At 57.7% G+C, this 15,762-nt stretch carries 12 protein-coding genes; 5 read left to right on the forward strand and 7 right to left on the reverse strand.

The genetic code is table 11. The features are described from left to right. Positions 1-2: 2 nt before the first annotated feature. Positions 3-1,517 (reverse strand): O-acetylhomoserine aminocarboxypropyltransferase/cysteine synthase family protein, encoded by a 1,515-nt coding sequence (locus QM007_RS10180; protein ID WP_283489852.1) that lies wholly within the window; start codon positions 1,515-1,517, stop codon positions 3-5. Positions 1,518-1,747: 230 nt separating this feature from the next. Between QM007_RS10180 and QM007_RS10185 the strand changes: the two genes are divergently transcribed. Beyond that, positions 1,748-2,374 carry a DedA family protein gene (locus tag QM007_RS10185; protein WP_283489853.1) on the forward strand — a complete coding sequence of 209 codons (627 nt, stop codon included), beginning with the start codon at positions 1,748-1,750 and terminating at the stop codon, positions 2,372-2,374. A 139-nt stretch (positions 2,375-2,513) separates the two neighbouring features. On the opposite strand, the gene QM007_RS10190 is transcribed toward QM007_RS10185, so the two are convergent. After that, positions 2,514-3,710: an RNase H family protein gene (locus QM007_RS10190; protein ID WP_283489854.1), complete on the reverse strand. Its 1,197-nt coding sequence runs from the start codon at positions 3,708-3,710 to the stop codon at positions 2,514-2,516. Positions 3,711-3,980: 270 nt separating this feature from the next. Between QM007_RS10190 and QM007_RS10195 the strand changes: the two genes are divergently transcribed. Beyond that, a complete protein-coding gene (locus QM007_RS10195; protein WP_283489855.1) occupies positions 3,981-4,679 on the forward strand; it encodes a DUF3021 domain-containing protein in 699 nt (232 codons plus the stop codon). 71 nt (positions 4,680-4,750) lie between these two features. Here the strand turns inward: QM007_RS10195 and ilvD are convergent, their stop codons facing one another. Continuing rightward, complete coding sequence (gene ilvD, locus QM007_RS10200) at positions 4,751-6,589, reverse strand: dihydroxy-acid dehydratase (protein WP_283489856.1); 1,839 nt, start codon at positions 6,587-6,589, stop codon at positions 4,751-4,753. A 362-nt stretch (positions 6,590-6,951) separates the two neighbouring features. Here ilvD and QM007_RS10205 point away from each other — a divergent pair, with 362 nt between their 5' ends. The 3 genes from QM007_RS10205 to QM007_RS10215 all read left to right on the forward strand — a co-directional run bounded on the left by QM007_RS10205 (position 6,952) and on the right by QM007_RS10215 (position 11,102). Beyond that, positions 6,952-8,157: a cobalamin-independent methionine synthase II family protein gene (locus tag QM007_RS10205; RefSeq protein WP_283489857.1), complete on the forward strand. Its 1,206-nt coding sequence runs from the start codon at positions 6,952-6,954 to the stop codon at positions 8,155-8,157. Between the two features lie 396 nt (positions 8,158-8,553). Next, positions 8,554-9,288, forward strand: coding sequence for a trehalose operon repressor (treR, locus tag QM007_RS10210; protein WP_283489858.1), 735 nt, complete (start codon positions 8,554-8,556; stop codon positions 9,286-9,288). A 164-nt stretch (positions 9,289-9,452) separates the two neighbouring features. Further along, complete coding sequence (locus QM007_RS10215) at positions 9,453-11,102, forward strand: alpha,alpha-phosphotrehalase (RefSeq protein WP_283489859.1); 1,650 nt, start codon at positions 9,453-9,455, stop codon at positions 11,100-11,102. A gap of 80 nt (positions 11,103-11,182) precedes the next feature. Here QM007_RS10215 and rbsK read toward each other — a convergent pair whose 3' ends face one another. The 4 genes from rbsK to QM007_RS10235 form a co-directional block, all read right to left on the reverse strand. Beyond that, positions 11,183-12,100 (reverse strand): ribokinase, encoded by a 918-nt coding sequence (gene rbsK / locus QM007_RS10220; RefSeq protein ID WP_283489860.1) that lies wholly within the window; start codon positions 12,098-12,100, stop codon positions 11,183-11,185. A gap of 5 nt (positions 12,101-12,105) precedes the next feature. Further along, complete coding sequence (locus QM007_RS10225) at positions 12,106-13,158, reverse strand: aldose 1-epimerase family protein (RefSeq protein ID WP_283489861.1); 1,053 nt, start codon at positions 13,156-13,158, stop codon at positions 12,106-12,108. A 2-nt stretch (positions 13,159-13,160) separates the two neighbouring features. Beyond that, a complete protein-coding gene (fucP, locus tag QM007_RS10230) occupies positions 13,161-14,528 on the reverse strand; it encodes an L-fucose:H+ symporter permease (protein ID WP_283489862.1) in 1,368 nt (455 codons plus the stop codon). Positions 14,529-14,757: 229 nt separating this feature from the next. Beyond that, positions 14,758-15,714 carry a sugar-binding transcriptional regulator gene (locus QM007_RS10235; protein ID WP_283489863.1) on the reverse strand — a complete coding sequence of 319 codons (957 nt, stop codon included), beginning with the start codon at positions 15,712-15,714 and terminating at the stop codon, positions 14,758-14,760. Positions 15,715-15,762 lie beyond the last annotated feature (48 nt).

Below are 15,762 nucleotides of genomic sequence, written 5' to 3' on the forward strand. Positions count from 1 at the left end.
GCTTAGGCCTCCTTCTTGGGTGCGGGAATTTCGCTGGCAGGCGCGGACGTTGGTGCGGACGCCCCAGCCCCCTCACGCGCTGCGCGCTCGGCAGCGTGTGCGGCGGCGTCCGCCTCTAGCGTCTGCTTCTGGGCAGCTGCCTCAGCTTCGGCAGCCTCGCGGCGGGCCACAAGCTCATCAGCGCTAGCAACACCAACGACCTCACCGGCGTGGTTGCGGCCAGAAGCGATGGTCAGGGCCTGGTCGAGGTCCCAGATAATATCGACGGCATCTTCCAGACCCACCGAAATACGAATCAGGTCTTCGCCCACGCCACCGGCTGCCAGCTGCTCAGCGGTCAGCTGCTGGTGGGTGGTCGACGCGGGGTGCAGAATCAGGGTACGGGCGTCGCCAATGTTAGCCAGGTGCGATGCCAGCTGCAGGTTCTTGATGAACTCGGCGCCCACGTCGCGTCCGCCCGCCTTCTCAGTGCCGGCAACGCCGAAGGAGAAGACCGACCCAACACCCAGCGGCAGCAGCTTCTGTGCCCGCTCGTAGTGGGGGTGTTCCGGCAGGCCAGCGTAGTTAACGTAGGAGACGCGGGCGTCCTCGTTCAGCCAGGCAACGACCTCCTTAGCGTTAGCCAGGTGGGCGTCCATACGCTGGGGCAGGGTCTCAACACCCTGCAACAGGTTGAAAGCAGCCTGGGCTGAGAGGGAGGGGCCGAAGTCGCGCAGCTGCTCCGACCGCAGCTTGGTCAAAAAGCCGTACTCGCCGAAGTTACCCCACCAGGAGATGTTGTTGTACGAGGGAATCGGCTCGGTCATGGTAGGGAACTTGCCGTTGCCCCAGTTGAAACGGCCCGACTCGGCAACCACGCCACCCAGGGTAGTGCCGTGCCCGCCCAGGAACTTCGTGACCGAGTGAATCACGATGTCAGCGCCATGCTCGATGGGGCGAATCAGGTAGGGGGTAGAGAGGGTGGCATCCACCACCAGGGGAATGTCGTTCTCGTGGGCCACGCGGGCCAGACCCTCAAGGTCAGCAACCTGGCCCGAGGGGTTAGCCACGATTTCGGTGTAGACGGCCTTGGTTTCGGGGCGGATTGCGGCGGCGAAATCGGCAGGGTCGGTGCCGTCCACAAAGGTAGTGTCGATACCGAAGCGGCGCAAGGAAACATCCAGCTGGGTGATGGTGCCGCCGTAGAGGTTGGACGAAGCAACGATATGGTCACCGGCCTGGCAGAGTGCCGCGAAGGTAATGAACTCAGCGGCCATACCCGAGGCGGTCGCCACCGCACCGATACCGCCCTCCAGCGAGGCGATGCGCTCTTCCAACGCCGCCACGGTCGGGTTGCCCAGGCGGGAGTAAATATTGCCGTACTTCTGCAGGGCAAAAAGGTTGGCGGCGTCGTCCGCGTCCTTAAAAACAAAGGAGGTGGACTGGTAAATCGGAACCGCGCGAGCGCCGTGCTCAGCGTCGGGGGTGCCGCCCGCGTGCAGGGCGCGGGTGCGGAAGCCAAAAGTATGCTCAGCCATGGACTCTCCTGATGGTAGGCGAAGTTCTCTACCCTCCATAGTCACCCATGCCCGCGCGGCGACGGTAACTTATTTCACCGTGTGAACAGGTTACGCAGCATTACTATAACGTGACCAAAACCCCCAGCGTCTCTACAAGCTAGCTCATAGGAAAACACAGGGTTCTACGAGAGAATAGAGAAAGTTTTGTCACCGGGCGGCTGCCCGCACTCGCAGAAGAAAGGGCACTTGTGCTCCAGAACATTATCGACTGGGTTATCTCCATCATGGAAGCCATCGGATCCCCCGGTGTTGGCCTGGCGGTCTTCCTTGAGAACGTCTTCCCGCCCATCCCCTCCGAGGTCATTCTGCCGCTCGCTGGCTTCACCGCCTCGCAGGGCTCCATCAACGTAGTGGCCGCCTTCATCTGGGCGACCGTCGGCTCACTCACCGGCGCCTACTTCCTCTACTACCTGGGTGCAGCCATCGGCGCCAACCGTCTGCGCAAGATCGCAGCCTGGATGTGGCTGGTCAAGGTTGAGGACGTCGACAACGCCCTGGCCTGGTTCGACAAGTATGGCAAGGCATCCATTCTGATTGGCCGCGTCATCCCCGGTGTTCGTTCCCTCATTTCAATTCCCGCCGGTATTGACCGCATGAACCCGCTGGCCTTTGGCCTCTACACCCTGCTTGGTTCTTCCATCTGGAACGCCCTGCTCATCTACTGCGGCTGGGTCCTGGGCGAAAACTGGCACGCTGTTGAGGGCGTCATCGACCAGTACTCCAAGGTGGTGTACGCCCTGGTGGCCCTGGCTCTCGTGGCTGTCTTCATCTGGCTACTGCGCCGCGCCCGCCAGGAAAAGCGCGACGTAGCCTAGTGGCGGGTGTCCGCGCACGCTTCTGCGCCCCCTCTCCTGTGGGGACCTTAAAACCTAAAAGGGACCGCGTATTATGCGGTCCCTTTTAGGTTTTAAGGTCCCCTTTGAGGAAGTAGGGCGCCCTAGTGCAGTACCCCCGCTACTTCCACAGGCGGTTGCGGGCATGCACCACCGACGGGCGAATCTGAATCCAGTCGGCACAGGGCAGGCGCAGTGCCTTCTCGCACCCAGACAGGGCGGTAATAATCGACTCGCAGCGCTGATTGAACTCGGAGACATGCCCCTTATCCACAATCTGCCCGGGGAAGTGCCGGTGCATCTTCGACACAGAATCCGACGACTCCTGCAACCCGTGCCCGGTATGCCCAGGAATATGCTTAACCAGCACCCGGCGCTCCCGAATGGCCTCGGTCAGCCGCTCCATCTCGTCCAGAACCTGCTGGTTCTGCACACCCTCGGTAGCCCAAGTGTTGTAGACCCACCGGCTGTGGGCCAGGCGCAGCACAAAGGTCAGCGCCCCCAGCGAATCGGTGTGAATAATCAGCTGGCGGCCACCGTGATAGAAGATATTAAAAGCAGCCAACATGGCCGAGAGCTCCCCGGTCATGATATTCGTAGCATCGTAGTGGGCGTGGAAGAAGAAGCCGTCTTCGCTCACCCCGCCGATGCCCATGCGTCCACCCTTTAAATACCTCTTATTGTTGGTCGACCTGTACGAACAGTCAGTAAAGACGCTGTATTCCGCCAGCTTCTCCACCGGTAGCTGGGCGGTGTTCTTCTCAAGCTCAGCGTGGGCCAGGCGCGAAGCCTCGTCCATAAAGCGGGGCATGAGCTCACCCGCAGGAGTGCCAATCAGCTTCACGTGGATCTCGCCCAGAGAGTGCGACTCGTAGGGGTTCATCACCTTATCAATGGAGCGGTATTCCAAAAAATCACGGAAGGCCGTGAACTTACGGAGGAGCAGCTTCAGGTAGTGCTTATGGCCAGCCACCGTGATGAGGTTGGTCTTATACTCCTCGGGGATAGCGTCCATGATCGCCAAAATCGCGCGACCTAGCATGTCGGTATGCACGGTGTCGCAGGGGTCCATGAGGCTGTGAGTCAGGGACTCCGCGATAGGCTCACTCTCAATCACCTCACGCTCACCATTCTCACGCGAGATAAAGGCGAAGGACGTCAGCCCCACATGGCAGTTACCGGCGGCTCGCACCTGGTCCATGACCACCACAATCACTGCCACGCCCTGCTCGGTAAACCCTGCCGGGTAAGAGCTGGTGTAGTCCGGCGGCTCCCAGGTCAGCTCACATTTCTTGATATGTGCAGGCGTAATTTCCACATTATTCATCTCCTAAGGGGTGTCTATAGTTGTTTTGCTTACTCTTTAAAGCTATACCAACTCAGCGTCGTTTTGCCAACAGCTAGGGCCGCATCGGCTGCCCGTTCACTCTCTCGGTGAACGTCCACGGTTCTCGCGTGGCTCCCCCCTTACCTCATACCGCTTATCAGCCGGGTACTACCGTATGTCGTGAAAGTCTTGTTGGGGCTCCTGAGTATCTGTTCTACTAAAAGTGTCAGCCCTACTCGCCCTCTGCTGGAAAGGGAACACATGAAATTCACACTCACTCTTGATCGAAAATTTCAAGAGACCCGTGTAGATGTCACAGCTCCGCAGCTCACTGCTGAAATAGAAGAATTACAGAACTATCTAGCGAGCAAATCCCTAGTTCCCCTTCTTGCCTACACGAAGGGTAATGCCGTGCCCTTGGATCTAAATCAAACTCTCCGGTTCTATACCTCAGATAAAAATGTCTGTGCGCACACGATTCAGGGCGTATTGAACGTCAAGCTCCGTATGGAAATAATGATTCGCAAAATTGCTATCGGTGCTCTCATCGGGCTTGCAATTGGTTGCACGATGGAGCTTTTATTTTCAGCTTTCGCAGGCAACTCCTATATCCCGGGAGTTACTGGTTACCTCAATCAATTCGATAACCAGAATATCGCTGTGCTCATACAACGCCTTATCTATTCCGGACTTGGCGCTATTCAGTATTGTGCGGCGGGCCTCTATAAAAGGGAAAGCTGGCCGTTGCCCTTCGCATCCCTGGTGCATGCTCTCATCGTGCTTACCAGTGCCCTACTCGCTGGCGCTTATCTGCACTGGTTTCCGTTAACTCTCCCTGCTTTTATAGGGTTTACGATTGTTGCCGTGCTGATATATGCCCTGGTATGGGTCGTGTCTCTCTGCATAGCGGTAAGCAAAACCCGCAGAGTTAACGCTGCTTTGGCAAAGGCCCAGGTATAAACACAAGGACGCCCCTCCCCGGCTTGCACAAGCCGGGGAGGGGCGTCCTTATCTTGGGTGAAAACCGCGGTTTACTCGGGGACGATGCGCACGGCGCCCTTATCGGCGCTGGTGACCATGGAAGCGTAGGCGCGCAGGGCACTGGAGACCTGGCGTTCGCGGGGCTTGGTGGGCTTCCAGGGGGCCGGGCCCTTCTTGGCGCGGCGCTCGGCCAGCACCTCGTCGGAGACGTTCACACGCAGAATACGGTTGTGAACATCGATCTCAATCTCGTCCCCGTGCTCAATCAGCCCCACGGCGCCACCGGCGGCAGCCTCGGGGGAAATGTGGCCGATGGAGATACCGGAGGTGCCACCCGAGAAGCGTCCGTCGGTAATCAGGGCGCACTTCTTACCCAGGCCCAGACCCTTGAGGTAGGAGGTGGGGTAGAGCATTTCCTGCATGCCGGGGCCACCCTTGGGGCCCTCGTACTGGATGACGACGATGTCGCCCTCCTTCACGTTCTTCGACAGGATCTCGAAGACGGCCTCGTCCTGGGACTCCACCACGAAGGCCTTGCCGACAAAGTGGAAGAGCTCCTCGTCGATACCGGCGCTCTTGATGATAGCGCCGTCCTCGGCGATGTTGCCGTAGAGAACGGCCAGGCCGCCGTCCTTGGTGTAGGCGTGTTCAACGGCGCGGATGCAGCCGTTCTCGGCGTCCGTCTCGTGGGACTCGTACTTGTTGGCGGTGGAGAAAGCCTGGGTGGTGCGGACGCCGCCCGGGGCAGCCAGGAAGAGCTCCTTGGCGGTGTCGGTGGCGGCACCGGAGCGAATGTCCCAGTCAGAGAGCCACTGCTGAAGGGAGTTGGCGTGCACGGAGTGGACGTCGCGGTTCAGCAGACCGGCGCGGTCCAGCTCGCCGAGCAGGGCGGGAATACCGCCGGCGCGGTGCACATGCTCGATGTGGTACTTGGTGGAGTTGGGGGCGACCTTGGCCAGGCAGGGCACCTTGCGGGAGATGGCGTCGATGTCGCGCAGAGTGAAGTCGACGCCTGCCTCGTGGGCAATAGCCAGGATGTGCAGCACGGTGTTGGTGGAGCCGCCCATGGCAACGTCCAGGGCCATGGCGTTCTCGAAGGCTGCCTTGGTGGCGATGGAGCGGGGCAGCACGGACTCGTCGTCCTGCTCGTAGTAACGCTTGGCCAGCTCTACAATCTTGGCGCCAGCTTCGAGGAAGAGCTGCTTGCGAGCGACCTGGGTAGCCAGGGTGGTACCGTTACCGGGCAGGGCCAGGCCGATGGCCTCATTCAGGCAGTTCATGGAGTTAGCGGTGAACATACCGGCGCAGGAGCCGCAGGTGGGGCAGGCATTCTTTTCGACCTGGGCTAGGGCGTCGTCACTGACGCTGTCGTCCACGGCCATGACCATGGCGTCCACCAGGTCGAGGCGGTGCTCAACGACCCCCTCAATGCCTTCACCGGACTCCATAGGCCCGCCGGAGACAAAGATGACGGGGATGTTCAGGCGCATAGCTGCCAGGAGCATACCGGGGGTGATCTTGTCGCAGTTAGAGATACAGACCAGGGCGTCGGCGCGATGAGCGTTGACCATGTATTCGACCGAGTCGGCGATCAGATCGCGGGAGGGCAGGGAGTAGAGCATACCATCGTGGCCCATGGCGATGCCGTCGTCCACGGCGATGGTGTTGAATTCCTTGGCTACGCCGCCTGCTTCGCGGATAGCACCGGCGACCAGTTCGCCCATGTTCTTCAGGTGCACGTGACCGGGCACGAACTGGGTGAAGGAGTTGGCGATAGCAATGATGGGCTTGCCGAAGTCGTCGTCACCCATGCCGGTGGCGCGCCACAGTGCACGGGCACCTGCCATGTTTCTGCCGTGGGTGGATGTACGCGAGCGCAGTTCTGGCATCGTTAGCTCCCAAGAAAGTTTGTGGTTGGAGGTTTGGGTACTAGTCTACGCCTGTCGGTGCGGTAGTCCACAGGGTGGAAAGCGGGGTTCTCATATAGTGAAGATAGGGGCGGACGATTCCGCACCGCACCCTCTCAAAGGGGACCTTAAAGCTTATTGAATTTTGCGGTCCCCTTGCGGTGAGGCAGGCGCTTATGAAGCGCGTATGACGCGCATCCGTCACTGTAGTTCATTTTTGAAATGTGCCGTCTTAGGGCCTGGAATGCTTGGGCGCTCGCCGGGTGGAGGTGTTAGCTGGAGTCAAGGCCGCTGACCGAAGTGCAGCGTCCTCTACAGCCGTAGGACTAACCCAGGAGCACATCATGCCCATCAACACCGACCGTATTTTGACCACCCACGTCGGCTCCCTGCCCCGCAGTGAGCGCCTGATTCGTGCTAACGCTGCCCGCCGCGACGGCAGCATCGACGAGGCAGACTTCCAGAAGATTCTGACCGAAGAAACCCAGGCGGTCGTTGATCGCCAGGTAGAAATCGGCATCGACATTGTGAATGACGGTGAGTACGGGCATGCCATGAGTCAGGCCGTGGATTACGGCGCCTGGTGGCACTACTCCTTTGCCCGCACCGGCGGCCTGAAGCTGCTGACCGAGGGCAACCCCGCCAACGAGGTACACCGCTCCGAGCCGGGCAAGCTCAAGTACACCAGCTTTGCCGACCGCCGCGACTGGACCCGTTTTCAGGACTTCTACACCGCGGAACTCGACCTGGGCAACGACCCCGACCGCAGCTTCCCCGCTACCGTCGCCCCGCTGACCTACCAGGGTCAGGACGAGGTGGGGCGGGACGTCCGCAACCTGGCGGCCGCCACCGAGGGTAAGGGGGTGCACGGTGCTTTTGTTGCTGCCCTGTCACCCGGGTCAGCTGCCCGCGTGGGTAACCTCTACTACCCCACCGACAAGGAGCACATCTACGCCTGGGCCGACGTGCTGAAGGAAGAGTACAAGGCCATCACCGATGCCGGGTTCACCCTGCAAATTGACGACCCTTCGGTGGCTGAGGGTTGGGACCAGATTAACCCCGAGCCCAGCGTCAGCGACTATCTTGATTTTATTCAGGTGGCGGTCGATGCTCTCAACTATGCGCTTGAGGATATTCCGACCGAGCAGACCCGCTTCCACCTGTGTTGGGGGTCCTGGCACGGGCCGCACAGCACCGACCTGGAATTCAAGCACCTGGCCGACACCCTGCTGTCAGTTGACGCAGCCGGTTACACCTTTGAGGCCGCTAACGCGCGCCACGCCCACGAATGGAAGGTCTGGGAGAACCTAGAGCTGCCCGAGGGCAAGTACGTGATTCCCGGTGTTGTCTCGCACTCGACCAACCTGATTGAGCACCCTGAGCTGGTTGCCCAGCGCATTGAGCAGTTTGCGCAGGTGGTGGGCAAGGAGAACGTGGTGGCGTCAACCGACTGCGGTCTGGGCGGACGCCTGCACCCCGACCTTGCCTGGGCCAAGCTGGAATCGCTGACGGCAGGTGCCCGCATCGCCAGTAAGCGTCTCTTCGGCTAGGGCTGGACGCCACCCCACCGTTAAAGGGGACCGTATAACTTCGAAGGGACCGCGTACTATGCGGTCCCTTCGAAGTCATGCGGTCCCCTTGCTGCGGGCCGAAGAGAAGCGGGCGGACGCTGGTGGGGGCCGCTTCTTACAACCGGAGAGTGCGTTTCGCGCCACATTCTCGTCAGAGGTGCTCTCGCTAACCAGAGTTTTCTCAGGTCAAAAGGCACCCCGGTGGTTTAAAACCTGCATGTGAGCGACCTGATCAACGTGTGACACGCATTTACATGTGTGTCTCTCGCAAACACCCCACGCGAGTCCTAGACTATAGGGAAACACAATCACCGGGTGAAGCTCTCACTCTATCTCGCACAATGTGCTCTTGCACCTATTACATAGGGGAACCAAATGGGAAAGTTTGAACGCATCTACCACGACCTGGCTCGTGACATCGATGAAGGCAAGTACGGCGTCGGCGACCTGCTGCCCAGCGAAAAGAAGCTGACCGAAAAGTACAACGTCTCGCGTGAGACCGCCCGCAAGGCTCTGGCTATTTTGACCGACCGCGGCTACATCCAGCGCATCATGGGTAAAGGCTCCCTGGTCATCGACCACAAGCGCTACTCCATTCCCGTGTCTTCACTGGTGAGCTACAAGGAGTTTGCTGAGTCAGCCAGCCGCGACACCCAGACCGAACTGGTTGAACTCGAAGACGCCCTGCTGCCCCATGTGCCCTTCCAGGCCCTGTCCAACGGCTCAGTTGAGCAGGTTCCCGTCACCCACATCATGCGCGTGCGCCACATGGACGGCGCCCCCGCCATCATCGACCACGACTACATCATCAAGAGCGTGGTTCCCGAAATCTCCCGCGAGGTTGCCGAGGACTCCCTCTACCACTACTTCGAGGGTGAACTGGGCCTGAATATCGTGTCGTCTGCCAAGCAGATCACCATCGAGCAGGCGACCCCCAACGATGCCAAGTACCTGAACCTGCACGCTGGCGAGTACGTTGCGGTAACCACCTCAATCACCGTGCTTGAGGACGGCACCGCCTTCCAGTACACTATCTCCCGCCACCGCACCGATAAGTTCCGCTACCTAGACTTCGCCCACCGCCGCCAGGAAATTCCGGTTTCTGAATAAAGTTCCAAAACTGTTGTAATACAGACTGAAGAACCTGTTAGACAGGTAAGGTTAAGGAGCGTACCCCGCTTTGACGGGGTACGCTTCTTTTCTTTTACCCCGACCCCCACCAACCACCGGGCGCACCCGCCCTGGCACCGGCGTCCTACCCTTTGGAGCACACCATGCGCTTTCACGATAAGGTCATCTACCAGGTCTACCCCAAGTCCTTCTACGATTCGAGCGGCAACGGCATAGGTGACCTGCGAGGCATTATCGAGAAGGTCCCCTACATTGCTTCGCTGGGCGTGGATATGGTCTGGTTCAACCCCTTTTTTGTCTCGCCGCAGAACGATAACGGCTACGACATCGCCAACTACTACGAGGTAGACCCCGAGATGGGCACCATGGCGGACGCCGAAGAACTCATCGCCGCCCTGGGCAAAGAGGGGATTGGGGTCATGTTCGATATGGTGCTGAACCATGTCTCCACCGAGCACGAGTGGTTCCAGCGGGCCCTGGCCGGCGAGAAGGAGTATCAGGACTTCTTCTACCTGCGCCCGGTGCAGGAGGACGGCTCCTTGCCGACCAACTGGGAATCTAAGTTTGGCGGCCCGGCCTGGTCACAGTTTGGTGATACCGACCTCTACTACATGCACCTCTACGATGTGACCCAGGCAGATCTGAACTGGCACAACCCCAGGGTACGCGAAGAGCTCTTTAAGGTCGTGAACTTCTGGAAGGACAAGGGCGTTCGCGGCTTCCGGTTCGATGTGCTCAACGTGATTGGCAAGGCCGAGGACCTGCGGGACGCCGCCCCCGGCGAAAACGACAAGCTCATCTACACCGACACCGAGCGCGTGCACCCCTGGGTGCAGGAGCTGAACCGGGCCACCTTTGGTGATACCGAGGGCACCGTGACCGTGGGCGAAATGTCGTCAACCACCATCGAGAGCAGCGTGCGCTACACCAACCCTGCTAATGAAGAGCTGGATATGGTTTTCTCCTTCCACCATCTCAAGGTGGACTACGACGGGGCCGAAAAGTGGTCTGACGTGCCCTTTGACTTCATGGCGCTCAAGGGCCTGCTGACCGACTGGGCAGTCGGCATCCAGGCAGGGGGCGGCTGGCAGGCATCCTTCTGGAATAACCACGACCAGCCACGCGCCATCAACCGCTTTGGCGATGTGGAGCGCTACCATGCTGAATCCGCCACCATGCTGGCTGCCGCCGTACATCTGACCCGCGGCACCCCCTACATCTACCAGGGCGAAGAGATCGGCATGGTTGATCCGGTCTATTCATCCATGGATGACTACGTGGACGTTGAATCCCACAACGCCTTTGCCATTCTGCAGGAGCGGGGTGTGAGCGAGGCCGAGGCCTTCCGCATTGTCACCAAGAAGTCCCGTGATAACTCGCGCACCCCCATGCAGTGGGATTCATCGGAGTTCGCGGGGTTCTCGCGGGTGAGGCCCTGGCTGATGCCCACCTCGCAGGCCAAGATTAACGTTGATCGAGAAGAGGCGGAGGGTGTCATTCTGCCCTTCTACCGAGAGCTGGTGCGCCTGCGCCACGCGATGCCTCTGATTTCTGAAGGGTCCTACGAGCCTTTTGCCCGGGAGCACGAGAGCGTCTACGGTTTTGTGCGCGATCACGAGGGTCAACGCATGCTGGTGCTCTGCAATTTCTACGGTGAGGACGCCGCCGTGCAGCTCCCCGCGGAGTTTGCGGCAGGGTCGGTGCTTCTGTGTAATTACAAGAATGAACCTGCGCTGGGGGGTAGCGAAATCGTGCTCCGCCCCTATGAGGCGGTAGCGGTACTGGCTGGCTAGCGACGACCAAGATAAAACGCCCCCACCGACGCTACCCGCACACCGGGCTCAGAGCAGATGGGGGCGTTTACCGCTACTTCTTAGAAAATATGGGCGAACCTCTGGTGGAAGTCCTCACCGGTCGCGTATGACTTCTGAGTACCCTGGCGGGTCACTGAGTCACCGGCATAGTAGTTTGCCAAACGCAGGGACTCTGCAATATCACCATTCTTCACCCAGTAATGGCTGAAGCACCCAATAAATGCGTCCCCCGCGCCGGTGGTATCAACGGCATCAACGGCATTCCCTTCGATGAGCTTCTCACCCTCTTCAGAAACCCACAGAACTCCGCGTGCACCGAGGGTAACAATCACGTTCTTGATACCAGAATCAAGCAGTACACCAGCAGCATTAGAAATATCGTCAAGCGTATCAACGGGCATCCCCGATAGCAGAGACAGTTCGGTCTCGTTAGGGACGATGAACTCTACTGAGCGAACCCGTTCCAGTGAAAGCTCAGGGGCAGCTGGAGCGGGGTTAAGCAGGACGGGAATGCCCAGCTCCTTCCCCAAATCAACCGCCGCATAAACGGTCTCAAGGTTGATTTCAAGCTGCAACACTATCAGTTTGCATCGGGCAATATCCTCACGAGCTGCCTGAAGATCCTCAGAGGTCAACAGAGCGTTGGCACCCTTGACGATGATGATGGAGTTACGAGACTGCTGATCAACAAAAATCGGTGCAACCCCGCTGGTGGCGTCCGTCCGCAGAATGTACTTATCGCTCATGCCGTTGGCTTTGAAGTTGGCGATGGTGTTATCCGCAAAGAGATCATTACCCACGCGGGTCACCATGAGCACCTCGGAGCCTAAGCGAGAAGCCGCAACAGCCTGGTTAGCGCCCTTACCACCGCACCCCAGTTGAAAATCTGGTGCTTCAATGGTCTCGCCTTCTTGGGGCATACGGGTGATGTAGGAAATCAGGTCAACATTGTTTGAACCGATGACTGCGATATCCATGGGTATTACTCCTTCGCCTGGGTCTGCGCTTCTGCTGCTGAGAGCAAACCGGTTTCTACTTCAAAGGTACGTTCTTCACCGGGAGAAAGGTGAATGAGGGTTCCTGCAGCATCTGCTGCCAGGTAGCCTTCAGGTCGGGACGTTCCCGGCAAGACGAAGGCTGCAACCGTCTGGTCGGGGTTATGCAAAATCCACCGTGTCGCAACGGGGAACTGATCCGTTGAGAACCTGGTGATAAAGGCGGTGCCGTCCGGGTGCGTGAGGGTGAACTGAGCGTCCTTAACCTGCTGGTCAAGAGCGTCAGCGAAGTACACGATCTCAGGATCAAACGCTTCTGCACCCACCAGGGAGTTGGCATCATATTCCCCTGAAAGAATGCTGTCATTGATCTTTTCCCACGCAGGTGTGGGGGTGACGTGAGCGGGTACGGTGCGGCGCAGCTGAAAGGAGTCTGCGGCGAGATTATCGCTCATCGTACCGCCGGGGACGAAAGCGTAGTTCATGTGGCACATGTACTGCAGGGGCATGGGTGCGTAGGCTGAAAGGTTCGTGACCTTCAGGCCAATGGTCAGCAGGCCGGACGCCGCGGTGACGGTGACGGAGGGCGAGGCCTGGTAATGGTGGCCAAAGCCCATGACGTACTCGCGGTGCGACCGCACCGTGAGTGCCCCATGATCTTCGATGATAAGTTCTGCTGAATCCATCGGTGCGCAGGGAAATTCACCGTGGAGGGGGTGAGTATCTTCGGGAGCGGGGCATCCAGAGGCGAGTAAACCTGAGTGGAAGGCAAAGCAACCGTAGGTCTCAACAATGGTTGAGGCAGGCTGAGGCTGGTTGAACATATTCTTCATGCGCAGGCTGGTTCCGTCGAATTCGGCGTCCCAGATGATCTGCCCCATGAAGGGGAGCACTTCAACGAAACCACGGGAGTTTGCCAGGGTGAGTGATTGTACTCCGGAGGGGTAGGTCAACGCACTGACGGTAAATTCATCGTTCTGAAGAACGGTTGTTTTCTCGCTGGTGAAGAGGCTGTGATGGAGAGGAATAATCGTGCTCATTGTTATGCCTTCTTTGACTGACGGTAAAGGCCCCAAAAGTAGAGAGCCATCACCAAGAAGCAGAGAATGTTGATTGAGAAGCTGATAGACATTGATCCAGTGAGGTCTGAAATCAGCCCTTGGACGACGGGGATGACGGCACCGCCGATGATAGCCATAACGATGATGGCTCCGCCAGTTTCGGTAAAGCGCTTATCTTCAATGGTATCCAGGGTGCGTGCGTAAATTGTTGCCCATCCGGGGCCAAGCAAACCGGACGCCAAAACCGCTGCCCACACTGCGGTGATGTTGGGAACAAAAACGACATAGGTTAGCGCTCCAACACCGATGAGGGAGTAAATAATTAGGACGAGGTCTTCATTCATTTTGGTGATGAGGAAGTTCGCGATGAACTTACCGATAAAGAAGGCCACATAGGCAGCAAGCAGGTAGTTGGTAGCGGCACGCTCGTTGAGGGAATCGTCAAGGGTGAGCGCCAGTCGGATGGTGAAAGACCACAAGGCAGTCTGCAGGCCGACGTACATGAACTGAGCAAAGATACCTGCGAGGAAGTCTTTCTTCTGGAAGAGATAGCGCAGGGTTTCACCTAAACCAGCTGATTTTTCGTGGTTGCTAGCATCAAGCGGTTTGCTGGAAGGGTACTGAGTAATCGCGATAAGCAGTAACAGTACGATAAGGACACAGATAATCCAGCGATAAGGTTCTAGTGTGCGTTGCAGAAGCTGCTCGGTGAGTTGCTGGGCTGCTACCGGATCTAAACCTTTAAGTTGGTCCTCTAATGAAGCCCCTTCTGTGAAGATGAGATACTTACCCATAAGGGCGCCAGCAAAGAAACCTATAGGGGTGAAAGTCTGAGAAATATTCAGACGCAGAGTTGCTGTTTTCTTTGGGCCAATCATGGAGGAGTAGGTGTTAGCAGAAGTCTCTAAGAAAGACAGACCGACAGCAACAGCGAAAAGAGAGGCAAGAAAGACGGAGTAAGTCGCTGCTTGTGAAGCAGGGAAAAACAGTAGGCAACCAAGAATGTAAATCGTGAGGCCGATGAGCAGTCCGGCCTTGTAGCTTAAACGACGAATAACCCGTGATGCAGGGATAGCGATGACGAAGTAGCCACCGTAGAAAGCAGATTGCACAAAAGCAGTTGCAAAGTCTGAAAGAGTAAAAATGTGCTTGAACTGGGCAATAAGAATATCGTTCAGGCTAGCTGCTGCACCCCACATAGGGAAGCAGATAGAAAGCAGAATGTACTGGAAAATTGGGGTGCGGTCCAGGTATCCGTTGCGCAGCTGCCGTGTGGAGTCTTTAATAATTCCCCAAGAGGTGTTGGATACGCCGCGTTCTTCAACGTGGGTAGGGTTTTCAACGTTCATCTTAGCTGTCCCCTCCCCGGTAGAGTGAGGGCTTCCTAGAGGGGAAAGAAGGAATCAAGGTGATGTGGAAAATAAAGGGTGACACCATCGTCATAACAACTCCTTTGTCAGTTCTGATGAGACAAATATAAGTTGCTCTGCACCACACACCACGGGATTATCGTTACATATGTTCCATTTTTATAGCATTTATACCGCGATAGAACATTTGTAACCTTTTGTGTGGAGGTTACACCTTAAGTAGCTGCTGCGCAGTCTGGACATCCGTCACCAGCCTATTCGCGTAACCATAGGTTACCGCTACGTGGATGGCGCGAATTTTTTCAGGCCCACCCGCAACAAGGATTTTCTGTTCCGTATGACGCATATCGGGTAAAGAGATACCCAAGGTGCGGTTATTGAGCTCTGGAACGCACACCTGCCCCTTTTCGTTCAGGTAATGCGAGCAGATATCTCCCACCGATACCTGACGTAGATGCTCCTTTTCAGAGGGTGAGAGCAGCGGCGAACTGAAGAGGATTGAGCCCTGGTCAGTGGCTCCTACGCTATACACGGCAATGCGGCTTTCTGCGCCCAAACGCAAGACCTCGCTCACCCAAACATCACGTGACCGGCTCATTTTATCGCCAAACGTCGAGAACACGGCGGGTTCATCCATACTGTAAAGTTCAGCCGATAGTGCTTCAGCAAACCGCTGGTACGTGTGAGCAATGTGCTGGCTGGCTGTACCACCCATAGCCTCACCCCGTAACTGAACAATCCTCACCCCGCTCACCTGTTGTGGAGTTAGCGCTTGAGCTATCTCAGCAATGGTGTGCGACCACGCTACGCCGATGATGTCCCCTTCTCGAACGAGCTCCTTAAGAAGCTGGGCTGCCGCCCGCCCTAAAGCATGCCGCAAGTCCATCGGTCCGCGCCCTGCCACAGGGGCAAGCCTCACGCCCAGAAGTCTATACTTCTTTCGTAGTTGCTCCGCCATTATCTGGTTATTATCACGCGGGTCAATCACAGTTGTTCGAATGAAACCGCGGTCTTTGGCATGGGTAAGCAACTTAGAAACCGTAGGACGGGCAATATGCAGATGCTGAGCAACCTCCTGCTGAGAAAGACCCCGTTCATGGTAGAGCCTCGCCACTTCCAAAGCGGATATGTCTCTGCGCGTCAGCCCATAGATGTCACGTTTCATACCGTCATTGTACGGGCATCACCGAGAACAAGGCGAAGCGAACCTCAT

Origin of the sequence: Rothia sp. SD9660Na (assembly GCF_030064065.1) — a bacterium.
Lineage (GTDB): Bacteria > Actinomycetota > Actinomycetes > Actinomycetales > Micrococcaceae > Rothia.